Annotated in this window: 13 protein-coding genes; 8 read left to right on the top strand and 5 right to left on the bottom strand. The window is 71.5% G+C overall.

The features are described 5' to 3' along the window. The first annotated feature begins 86 nt into the window (after positions 1–86). The gene (locus JHD21_RS16925) at positions 87–524 is read left to right on the top strand and encodes a hypothetical protein (RefSeq protein WP_292677548.1); all 438 of its coding nucleotides are present in this window, start codon (positions 87–89) and stop codon (positions 522–524) included. Positions 525–531: 7 nt separating this feature from the next. Here JHD21_RS16925 and JHD21_RS16930 read toward each other — a convergent pair whose 3' ends face one another. Further along, positions 532–1,161, bottom strand: a complete 630-nt coding sequence (locus JHD21_RS16930; RefSeq protein WP_292677550.1) for a hypothetical protein — start codon at positions 1,159–1,161, stop codon at positions 532–534. A 14-nt stretch (positions 1,162–1,175) separates the two neighbouring features. Here JHD21_RS16930 and JHD21_RS16935 point away from each other — a divergent pair, with 14 nt between their 5' ends. The 5 genes from JHD21_RS16935 to JHD21_RS16955 all read left to right on the top strand — a co-directional run bounded on the left by JHD21_RS16935 (position 1,176) and on the right by JHD21_RS16955 (position 5,104). After that, positions 1,176–1,331, top strand: a complete 156-nt coding sequence (locus tag JHD21_RS16935) for a hypothetical protein (RefSeq protein WP_292677553.1) — start codon at positions 1,176–1,178, stop codon at positions 1,329–1,331. Between the two features lie 29 nt (positions 1,332–1,360). Continuing rightward, positions 1,361–2,029 carry a SprT-like domain-containing protein gene (locus JHD21_RS16940; protein WP_292677554.1) on the top strand — a complete coding sequence of 223 codons (669 nt, stop codon included), beginning with the start codon at positions 1,361–1,363 and terminating at the stop codon, positions 2,027–2,029. Positions 2,030–2,260: 231 nt separating this feature from the next. Beyond that, positions 2,261–3,154, top strand: a complete 894-nt coding sequence (locus JHD21_RS16945; RefSeq protein WP_292677556.1) for a DUF1707 domain-containing protein — start codon at positions 2,261–2,263, stop codon at positions 3,152–3,154. A gap of 28 nt (positions 3,155–3,182) precedes the next feature. Beyond that, the gene (locus tag JHD21_RS16950) at positions 3,183–3,680 is read left to right on the top strand and encodes a gluconokinase (RefSeq protein WP_292677572.1); all 498 of its coding nucleotides are present in this window, start codon (positions 3,183–3,185) and stop codon (positions 3,678–3,680) included. 23 nt (positions 3,681–3,703) lie between these two features. Then, complete coding sequence (locus JHD21_RS16955) at positions 3,704–5,104, top strand: gluconate:H+ symporter (RefSeq protein WP_292677558.1); 1,401 nt, start codon at positions 3,704–3,706, stop codon at positions 5,102–5,104. On the opposite strand, the gene JHD21_RS16960 is transcribed toward JHD21_RS16955, so the two are convergent. Continuing rightward, positions 5,101–5,784 (bottom strand): EthD domain-containing protein, encoded by a 684-nt coding sequence (locus JHD21_RS16960; RefSeq protein ID WP_292677560.1) that lies wholly within the window; start codon positions 5,782–5,784, stop codon positions 5,101–5,103. The two genes, JHD21_RS16955 and JHD21_RS16960, sit on opposite strands and share 4 nt — an antisense overlap. A gap of 215 nt (positions 5,785–5,999) precedes the next feature. Here JHD21_RS16960 and JHD21_RS16965 point away from each other — a divergent pair, with 215 nt between their 5' ends. Further along, positions 6,000–6,506 (top strand): hypothetical protein, encoded by a 507-nt coding sequence (locus JHD21_RS16965; RefSeq protein WP_292677562.1) that lies wholly within the window; start codon positions 6,000–6,002, stop codon positions 6,504–6,506. Here JHD21_RS16965 and glgA read toward each other — a convergent pair. The 3 genes from glgA to JHD21_RS16980 all read right to left on the bottom strand — a co-directional run bounded on the left by glgA (position 6,488) and on the right by JHD21_RS16980 (position 9,499). After that, positions 6,488–7,705, bottom strand: coding sequence for a glycogen synthase (gene glgA / locus JHD21_RS16970; RefSeq protein WP_292677564.1), 1,218 nt, complete (start codon positions 7,703–7,705; stop codon positions 6,488–6,490). The genes JHD21_RS16965 and glgA overlap by 19 nt on opposite strands. A 26-nt stretch (positions 7,706–7,731) precedes the next feature. Further along, entirely contained in the window at positions 7,732–8,556 is an 825-nt protein-coding gene (locus tag JHD21_RS16975; protein ID WP_292677566.1) for a family 16 glycosylhydrolase, read from the bottom strand. A gap of 97 nt (positions 8,557–8,653) precedes the next feature. Beyond that, positions 8,654–9,499, bottom strand: a complete 846-nt coding sequence (locus JHD21_RS16980; RefSeq protein ID WP_292677568.1) for a family 16 glycosylhydrolase — start codon at positions 9,497–9,499, stop codon at positions 8,654–8,656. Positions 9,500–9,584: 85 nt separating this feature from the next. Here JHD21_RS16980 and JHD21_RS16985 point away from each other — a divergent pair. Continuing rightward, a partial coding sequence (locus JHD21_RS16985) for a sugar phosphate nucleotidyltransferase (RefSeq protein ID WP_292677570.1) occupies positions 9,585–9,966 on the top strand: 382 nt, incomplete at its 3' end.

Below are 9,966 nucleotides of genomic sequence, written 5' to 3' on the forward strand. Positions count from 1 at the left end.
CGCCCTCACCCGGTACCAGGCCGAGGTCGAGACCGCCGACCCGGGCCGCCGCGGAGGGAAAGCGGCGGGTCGGTACCGTCGGAGCCGTGGCCGAGGACTACTGCGACCTGTGCGACCTGCCGCTCAGCACCTGCATCCACGGGATGCCCGCGCCACCTCCGGCCCCGGCCCCGGCGGCGCGGGCGCCACGGGCCACCGCCACCCGCAAGCCGTCGGTGCGGACGACGATGTCCAAGCCCAGCCCGGTGCGGAAGCGGACCGAGCAGGAGACCTTCCGGCCCTACATCGTCCAGCTCCTCAAGGACGAGGGGGCGCTCGAGCACGCCGAGGTCATGGCGCTGCTCGAGGAGCGGATGGCCGACGTGCTGCTCGAGCGGGACCGCCAGAAGTCACCCACGGGCGAGGTCCGCTGGCACACCGCCGCCCGGGCCGAGCGCAAGGCGATGATCGACGAGGGCCTGATCGTCCCCGCCCAGCCGGGCATCTGGCAGCTGACCGAGCGCGGACGCGCGGTCTCCTCCTGACCCTCGGTCAGGGCGTCAGCACCCGGATCTCAGCGCCCAGCCGCGCGCCGCGCATCAGGTCGAGGTCGTCGCCGGACCAGAACTTCCCGGGGTCGTAGTAGTTCGCCGGCCGGTCGGAGTCGAGCAGGCCCATGGCGGCGTACGACGCGGCGACGACCTCGGCGCAGTAGGCGAGCTCCGCACCGGCCACCCGGCGGGCCTTGCCGCGCGCCACCCGCCCGATCAGCTTGGCCGTGGACGGGAACGGCGTCCCGTCCATCCGGGCGATGGTGCGCAGCAGCGCGTCCTCCATCTCCTTGGTGACGGTCACGTCGAGCTGGCGCAGCCACGCCTCCTGCTCGTAGCGACCGGTCCACTGCACGACCGCCTCCCGCAGGTCGTGCAGCTGGACTCCCCGCTGGTGCTGACCGGTCCAGACGTCGAGGAGGCCCTTGCCGAGCTCGGCGTGCCACATCAGCGGCGGCATGTCGTCGAGGACCACGGCCATCCCGACGTGGTTGACCGGGGCGTTGGTCAGCAGCCGGATCGCGTGGTCGGCGACCGAGTCGCCGCGGAAGATCCAGATGTCGCCGGTGCGGGTGATCTCGCAGGCGTGGTCGAGGGTCAGGCGCGACTCGGCACGGGGCGGCAGCGTCATGGCACGATCATCGCGTGAGCCTGTGGAAGTGGCTGGGACTGGCCGGGGTCGCGGGCGTGGCGGCCACCGGTGTGGTCATCGCCCGCGACCAGCGCAAGCGCGCCGCGCTCACCCCCGACGAGGTGCGCGAGCGGCTGCACGCGCGGCTCGGCGAGAGCGCCTCCGACTGACTGTCGGTCCCGCGACGTACTTTCTGGGCATGGACCTGCGCGACGCCTTCGCCCTCGCCGAGCACCTGCTCGTGCGACACGGGCTGCACGACTGGCAGGTCGCCTACGACAACGCGAAGCGCCGCGCGGGCGTCTGCCGCTACCGCGACAAGACGATCGGCCTGAGCGCGCCGCTGACGGCCCTGCACTCCGACGAGGACGTCCGCGACACGATCCTCCACGAGATCGCGCACGCCCTGGCGGGCCCCGAGCACGGTCACGACGCGCACTGGCGCCGGGTGGCGATGGGCATCGGCTGCAGCGGCGATCGGTGCGTCTCCACCGACTCGCCGCGGGTGGCGGCCGCCTGGCTCGGCGTGTGCTCGGCCGGTCACACCCAGGAGCGGCACAAGCGCCCGGAGCGGGTCACGACCTGCGGGACGTGCTCCAACCGCTTCGACCTGGCCCACCTCTACGAGTGGACCCACCACGGACGACCGGCGGCGATGCACCCCAACTACGTCGCCGAGCTCGAGCGGCTCCGGGCCGGCAAGTACGTCGTGCTCCTGCCCGTCGGGTCGCGCGCGAAGGTCACCGTCGCCGGCGAGCACCAGGGTGTCGTGGGCCGGATCGTCAAGCGCGGCCGCACCTCCTACCACCTCCGGGCGGGCCGTCAGGTGCTGCGGGTGCCGTTCGCCTACGTCGAGCCGGCCAGATGACCGTGACCTCTGCGCAAGTCCTGCGTTGTTCATCCCGTACGACGCTGAAGGTGTCTTCCGGGCGGTCTCGGACTGATCGGGGACATCCGGTGATGGCCACTCGACCCCTCCCGGGGAGGCCGAGCGGCTTTCTCCGGGTGCCGACTCGCCCGGAAGGTCACCGCAGCCCCTGCCGGCACTCGTGCTCGTCGCTAGTGCCGAGCACCGGTGCTGGGCACTAGGGTTCGTGCCGTGACCGACCGCAGCCAGGCGATCTCGCTCGTCGAGGCCGCACTCAAGGCAGGCCGCATCGTGCAGGCCGACCACGACATGCGCATCGACCAGATCAAGCGCGCCGCGAGCGACCAGGAGGTCGACCTCGTCGTCCGCGACCTCCAGCCCCCTGCGGCTGCGGCCGTGGCCGCGGCGCCCACGATGACCGCCGGGGCACCGCCGGCCACCACGCAGCCGTGGCCGCTGGTCAACTACGGCCCCCAGCAGGGCCAGCCGGTCGAGCTCACCGCGGTCGCGGCCAACGCCGGCAAGAAGATCGGCGGCATCATCGCGATCGTCGTGCTGCTCAGCGTGATCGTGCCGATCGCCGGCGTGATCATCGCGCTGGTGAGCGCGAGGGACACCTTCGACGAGAGCAACTTCGGCCAGCCGGTCGACGAGACGACGTACCTGCCCGGGCAGGCGCCCGGCGAGAACGGTGTCAACGTGCACACCGTCGAGGGTTTCGACGACCTCGTCGGCGCCCTCCAGGAGGAGACCGGGTCGACGCAGGTCTTCAGCGCGGTCGTCTACCCGCGCTACGCGGTGCTCTACGTGCCCGAGCAGGCCACCGGCAAGCGCTACGCGTACTACTACTGGGACGGCCGCTCGCTCGAGCCCAACGACAGCAAGTCGACGAGCGACGACCCGCGGATCGACCTCGCCACGGTCAACTCACAGGTGCTGGTCGACCTGCTCGAGGAGATCCGCACCCGGGTCGAGGACCCGACGTCCTGGTACGCCAGCATCGACTCCGACCCGACGACCTCGCAGCCCCGGTTCTCGGTCCACGCCAGCAACGAGTACGGCGAGGGCGCCTACCTCCTGGCCACGCTGGACGGCGAGATCACCTACGAGAGCACCTACGAGTAGCCAGGACGGGTACCTCCCGGTCGTGAGCATCGACCACCCGGTCGTCGTCATGGGCGTGTCCGGTTCGGGCAAGTCCACCGTCGGCGCCGCCCTCGCCGGCCGGCTGCGGGTCCCGTTCGAGGACGCCGACGACCTCCACCCCAGTGCCAACGTCGCCAAGATGTCCCGCGGCGAGCCGCTCGACGACAGCGACCGGTGGCCGTGGCTCGAGCTCATCGGCATGTGGCTGGACCGGCACTCCGACGGCGGGGTGATCGCCTGCTCGGCGCTGAAGCGCAAGTACCGCGACCAGCTGCGGCACCACAGCGACAACGTGGAGTTCCTGCTGCTCGCGGGCAGCCCCGAGGTCATCGCCCGCCGCCAGGCGGGACGGCCCGGGCACTTCATGCCGGCCTCGTTGATGTCGTCGCAGTTCGCCACCCTCGAGCCGCTCGCCCCCGACGAGGACGGCGTGGTCGTCGACGTCGACCAGAGTGTGGACGAGATCGTCGAGGGTTACCTGGGCCAGAAGGGAATCACCCTCTAGCACCGACGTCCGAGAGGCATCGCATGCACCCGCAGCTCGTCCTGGCCGCAGAGGACCTCGTCGAACCGGTGGCGCCGGGCTGGCAGCTGATGACGGCGGCGCTGGTCGCCATCGCGCTGATCGTCGTCCTGATCACGGTGGCGAAGCTCAGCCCGTTCCTGGCGCTCATCCTCGGCGGGCTCACCGTCGGGATCATCGCCGGCGAGAACATCCTGGTGGTCCTCGACTCGTTCAGCGCCGGCTTCGGGAGCACAGCGGCGGGCGTGGGGGTCCTGATCGCCCTCGGCGCGATGTTCGCGAAGCTGCTCGCCGACTCCGGTGGAGCCGACCAGATCGTCGACACGATCGTCGGGCGGTCGTCGACGCGCATGCTGCCGTGGGCGATGGCGCTGGTGGGCGCCATCATCGGCCTCCCGATGTTCTTCGAGATCGGCCTCGTGCTGCTGATGCCGGTCATCTACCTGGTGTCGCGCCGGGCCCAGGTCTCGCTGATCACGGTCGGCATCCCGGCCCTGGCCGGGCTGTCGGCGATGCACGGCTTCGTGCCGCCACACCCCGGTCCGGTCACCGCGGTCGACCTGCTGGGGGCGGACCTCGGGATGACGCTGGCCCTGGGGCTCGTCGTCGCCGTACCCACCATCGTCGTCGCCGGGCCGATGTTCGGCGCCCTGGCCGGCCGCTGGGTGGTCGTCGAGGCCCCTCAGGTCTACGACACGAGCCACGAGACCGCCGACACCGGCGTCCAGGTCAAGCGCAGGCCGACCTTCGCGGTGACGCTCGGGACCGTCCTGCTGCCGGTCGTGCTGATGCTCTCGAAGTCGCTCAGCAACATCGTGATCGAGGACGAGGAGGACCTCACCCGGCAGGTCTTCGACGTCATCGGCGCGCCGTTCGTGGCGCTGCTGATCGCCGTGCTGGTCGCGATGTTCACGTTCGGCACCGGCGTCGGGATGACCCGCAAGGACGTCGGCGACACGGTGACCGCGTCACTGGGGCCGATCGCGGCGATCCTGCTGATCGTCGCCGCCGGCGGCGGCTTCAAGCAGGTGCTCGTCGACACCGGGATCGGCACGCTGCTCGCGGACTGGGCGCGGGACGCCGACGTGTCGGTGCTGCTCCTCGCCTGGGTCCTGGCCGTGCTGATCCGGCTGGCCACGGGATCGGCCACGGTCGCCACGATCACCGCGTCGTCGCTGCTGATCGACCTGGTCTCCGACATGTCCACCACCGAGACCTCGCTGGTCGTGCTGGCCGTCGGCGCCGGCTCGGTGTTCTTCTCCCACGTCAACGACGCCGGGTTCTGGCTCGTGAAGGAGTACTTCGGCATGAGCGTCGGCCAGACGGTCAAGACCTGGTCGCTGATGGAGACGGTGCTGTCGGTGACCGGGCTGATCGTGGTGCTGCTGCTCGGGCTGGTCCTCTAGCCCGTCCGGCCGCCGAGCGTGTAGACGTAGCGGCTCGACGGCACCAGGTCGAGGTCGCGGTCCGCACCGAACCGGGCCACGCTCGTCATCAGCCGGGTGAACCGGTCGTTGAGCTCGTCGTCGTCACCGCCGCTGCCGTAGAAGGCGTGCATGTCGGTCATCGCGGCGGACGGGAAGAGCTCCTCCACCAGCGCGTCGATCGCCGGGGCGTCCTCGGTCACCGGACGGACGACGACGTTCTGCACGTAACCGAAGGTGCCCTGGGTCGCGATCGCCACCGGGGTGTGGTCGACCAGCCAGTTGTGCCGCCACTCGTCGACGGTCAGCTCGGCGGGCCGGCGCAGCACCGCGACGTTGGCGAGAGTGTCCATGCGCTCGCCGTCCGCGACGTCCGGCGGCGGGATCGGCAGCCGCTCCTCGACCTCGTAGCCCGCCAGCCGCGAGGTGACGGTGGCGAGCACGTCGGTGACCGGCTGGGTGTCGCCGTCGGCCCAGACGCTGACGATCGCGCCGATCGGCTCGTCGAACGTCGGGATCCGCATCGCCGCGGCGACGGCCTCGTCGTCGAGGTTCACCTGGAGACGCGCCGCCCCGGCCTCGGCCAGCCGGGCGTGCAGGTCGGGGTCGCGGAGCGCGGTGGGGAGGTCGTCGCCCCAGACTGCGTACATCAGCTTGGTCACGCGGTGACCGTACCGGGCCGGGACGGGCGGTCAGGAGGCGAGCGCGGCCGCGTCCGCGCGAGCGGTCCTCCACCGGAACGCCGACGAGGCCGCCTGGCGTCCACAGGCGTTCAGAACGGAGCGCCGTCCACAACCCACGAGTTGGTCGGGTTGGGACCGTCGGTGGCCGCGGAAAGCGTCGAGGTGTCAGGAACCGGAGCCGGGAGGTGCCACCCATGTACGACGCGGACGACGAGAGTGAGCGGATCACGGTCAGCCCGCCGCTCGACCCGGACGAGTCGCGGCTGGTCGGGGGGCTGGCCGGCGTGGGTGCCGGCCCCCGCCGGGTGTGGCCGGGGCAGCCGAGCCGGCGCTCACCGTGGCTGCCGTGCGCCGAGGGGTGCTGCCTGGTGCTGGAGTCCCGGCCCCACCTGGGCGCGGGGGCCGACCCGGCTGCCTGGCTCCGGTTCCTGATCCGCGAGGTGCTGGCGCCCCGGTCCGCTGAGGCCCTGGCCCGGGCCGGCCAGCTCGGCCTGCCCGGGAGCCATCGCCTGCAGGGCCGGGTGCTGCTGGACGTCGACCGGGCGCGGCCGAGCCTGGTCGTGGTCAGCAGCAACCGGGTGCGGGTGATCCCGCTCGACGACGACCTGTTCCCGGTCGAGCGGCCGCCCCGGCGGTCACCGGGGGAGGTGGTGCCGCTGGAGACCCGAGCCGTCCGCGAGGGTCAGCGTGCCGACCGGTAGACCTCGAGGGTCTGCTCCGCGATCGCCGCCCAGCTGAAGGCGTCGATGGCCCGCTGCCGGCCGGCCCGGCCCATGGCGGCGGCCCGGTCGGGGTCCGAGACGACCTCGGTCAGCGCCGCGGCGAAGTCGGCGACGTAGCGGTCCGGGTCGAGGGGGGTGCCGGTGCCGTCGGTGGCCTGGTCGATCGGCACCAGTCGTCCGGTCTGGGCGCCCTCGGACGAGCCGAGCCCGGAGTGCGGGTCCACGACGACCTCGGGGATGCCGCCGGTCGCGGTGGCGACCACGGCGGTCTCGCAGGCCATCGCCTCGAGGTTGACGATGCCCAGGGGCTCGTAGATCGAGGGGCAGGCGAACGCGGTGGCGGCGCTGAGCAGGGCGATCACGTCGGCGCGGGGAAGCATGTCGCGGATCCAGACCACGCCGTCTCGGGTGGTGCGGAGCTGCTCGACGAGCGCGACCACCTCGGCCTCGATCTCGGGGGTGTCCGGTGCGCCGGCGCAGAGCACCACCTGGACGTCCGGCGGCAGCTCGGCGACCGAGCGGAGGAACAGCGGCAGCCCCTTCTGCCGGGTGATCCGGCCGACGAAGACGACCGAGGGCCGGTCGGGGTCGACGCCGAGGCGGCGGACCCGGTCGGGGTCGGTGACGGGTGACCAGAGCTCGGTGTCGATGCCGTTGTGGACGACCCGCACGCGGTCCGGGTCGACCGAGGGGTACGAGTGCAGGACGTCGTGGCGCATCGCCGCCGACACGGCGATGACCGCGCTCGCCGACTCGTAGGCGGTGCGCTCGACCCAGGACGAGACGGCGTACCCGCCGCCGAGCTGCTCGGCCTTCCACGGCCGCATCGGCTCGAGGGAGTGTGCGGTGACCACGTGCGGGACGCCGTGCAGCAGGGCCGCGAGGTGGCCGGCCATGTTGGCGTACCAGGTGTGCGAGTGCACCAGGTCTGTGCCGGCGCAGGCGTCGGCGATGGCGAGGTCGACCCCGAGGGTCCGCAGCGCGCCGTTGGCGCCGGTCAGCTCCGCCAGGTCGGGGTAGGACGCGGTGCCGGCCTCGTCGCGCGGCTCCCCGAACGCGTGCACCCGGGTGTCGACGTCGTCCCGGGCGCGCAGGGCCCGGACCAGCTCCGCGACATGCACTCCTGCGCCGCCGTAGATCTCGGGCGGGTACTCCTTGGTGAGGACGTCGACGCGCATGCGCGCGACGTTACGCGCCGAGGGGGTCAGCAAGCACCGGCGTACGTCCCCTGCGTCATCTCCGGCGCCTCGATCGGCAGCGCGCCCGGCCGGTCGAGGGTGTAGTAGCGGACCCAGTCCATCTGCATCCAGGTGGGCCGCATCGACGCGCCGTCGACCGCCTGCATCCGGAACTGCGGCCGGAACGTCGTGTTGGACAGCGCCTCGGTGCGGCGCTCGGTGTGCACGACGACCTTGTCGACGAACCACGAGATGTGGTCGTCGGTGACCTCGACGGCGAAGGTGTGGAACCAGCCCTGGGTCAGGGGCAGGACGCGGGAGAACGTGAACTCGTTGGCGGGCCTCGTGCGCACCGCACCCGTGACCTGCAGCTCGTCCTGGGAGTAGGACGCGATCTCGATGCTCTTCGACCCGCAGCGGTACTTCTTGTTCGGCACCAGCTCCCAGAAGACCCGGTAGGGCGTGCCGGCGCTGCGGTCCTTCTCCCAGACCCGGACCCGCGCCTCCCAGCGACCGAGCTTCGCCTTCTGGGAGGTCGGCGTGGCGGTGACCGTGCCGGAGCCCGGGTAGGCCATCAGGGTGAGCATGCCGTTGCGGGTGACCACGTCACCGCCGGCGCTGGTCGCCCAGTCGCCACGGAGCGGGTTGACCTCGAACTCGTCCTTCCAGGCCTCGACGCCCCACCGGAAGACCTTGGCGGCGTTGGTCGGGTAGGTGTAGACGGGCGTCGGCGGGTAGGTGTCGGCCTGGGCCGGTGCCGGGGCGGCGTTCGTGGAGGACGACGCGCCCGCCAGGCCGAGGAGGCCGAGCAGGACGAGCGCCACGACCGAGCGGCGGACGTGCGAGGACATGGTTCGACGGTAGGTACGCCGAACCGATCCCGGACCAGTTCCGCCAATCCCGGGACAGGGCGGGGGCGTGCTTGTTAACGGGCCTCTCGGCGCTCCGTCAGCACGGGTCCTTGTAGACGCCCTTCTTCATCGGCGGCGCCTTGATCGACTTGGCGTTGGGCCGGGACAGGTCGTAGTGGCGCACCCAGTCCATCTGCATCCAGGTGGTGCGGTGCTTCTCGCCCTTGGCGCCCTGGAGGCGGAAGCGGGGCCGGTACTCGAACCCGCGCAGCGCGTCGTCGCGACGCTCGGTGTGGATCACCTTGGTGTCGACGAACCACGTGATGTGGTCCTTGGTGATCTCGATGGCATAGGTGTGGAACCAGCCCTGGTGCAACGCCATCCGCTTGCTGTAGCTGTACTGCGTCTTCTTCGGGACCCGGACCGCACCGGTCACCCGGCGGTCCTGGCTCCGGTAGGACGCCAGCACGATGTTCTTGGCACCGCACTGGAAGTCCTTGGTCGGGATGAGCTCCCAGTAGGCGCGGTAGCGGCGGCCGTTGTGGTTGGTCTCCCGGATCCGGACCCGGGCCTCCCAGCGGCCGTAGCGCGCCTTGACGCTGTTCGCCGACGCGGTGACCCGGTCGTTCTTGCCGGTCGCGATGACCGTGAGCATTCCGCTCTGCGTCTTGACCCGACCCTCCTTGCTCTGGACCCAGTCCTTGCGCAGGCCACCGATCTCGAACTCGTCGCCCCACTTCGGGACGCCCCACCTGAACACGGTGCCGGCGTTGGTGGGGTAGACGACGGTCTGGTTGGGCGCGGGGATGTGATCCAGGCGTACGCCGGCGCCCGCCGCGGGGGCCGCGTTGGACGAGCCACCGGCGGAGGCCGCGAACAGGGCCGAGGCGACCAGGGACACGGCGGCGAGGAGGACCACAGGACGGCGGAACGCGTGAGGCATGCCCGCCACCAAAGCATGAGACGGCTGTCCAGGGCCAGTTCGCGGCGGTTCCGGGTACCCGTCACAGGTGGCTAGGTTGACGAGCATGCAGCGCACGCACCGTCCGAAGGTCCTGGCCATCGTGCTCGCCGGCGGTGAGGGCAAACGGCTGATGCCGCTGACCGCGGACCGGGCGAAGCCGGGAGTCCCGTTCGCGGGGATCTACCGGCTGATCGACTTCGCGCTCTCCAACGTCGTCAACAGCGGCTACCTGCAGGTCGTGGTGCTGACGCAGTACAAGTCGCACAGCCTCGACCGGCACGTCAGCCAGACCTGGCGGATGTCGTCGATGCTGGGCAACTACGTGTCCTCGGTGCCGGCCCAGCAGCGGGTGGGCAAGCACTGGTACATGGGCAGCGCGGACGCGATCTTCCAGTCGCTCAACCTGCTCCGCGACGAGCAGCCCGACATCGTGGTCGTGGGGGGGG

The organism is Nocardioides sp. (assembly GCF_016462705.1).
In the GTDB taxonomy this organism is placed as follows: Bacteria; Actinomycetota; Actinomycetes; order Propionibacteriales; family Nocardioidaceae; genus Nocardioides.

Bases quoted from the DNA above. Each gene is read 5' to 3' on its own strand.
- JHD21_RS16975 (WP_292677566.1), bottom strand. From the start codon at position 8,556: ATGTCCTCGCACGTCCGCCGCTCGGTCGTGGCGCTCGTCCTGCTCGGC.
- JHD21_RS16930 (WP_292677550.1), bottom strand. From the start codon at position 1,161: ATGACGCTGCCGCCCCGTGCCGAGTCGCGCCTGACCCTCGACCACGCC.
- JHD21_RS16980 (WP_292677568.1), bottom strand. From the start codon at position 9,499: ATGCCTCACGCGTTCCGCCGTCCTGTGGTCCTCCTCGCCGCCGTGTCC.
- JHD21_RS16940 (WP_292677554.1), top strand. From the start codon at position 1,361: ATGGACCTGCGCGACGCCTTCGCCCTCGCCGAGCACCTGCTCGTGCGA.
- glgA (WP_292677564.1), bottom strand. From the start codon at position 7,705: ATGCGCGTCGACGTCCTCACCAAGGAGTACCCGCCCGAGATCTACGGC.
- JHD21_RS16955 (WP_292677558.1), top strand. From the start codon at position 3,704: ATGCACCCGCAGCTCGTCCTGGCCGCAGAGGACCTCGTCGAACCGGTG.
- JHD21_RS16965 (WP_292677562.1), top strand. From the start codon at position 6,000: ATGTACGACGCGGACGACGAGAGTGAGCGGATCACGGTCAGCCCGCCG.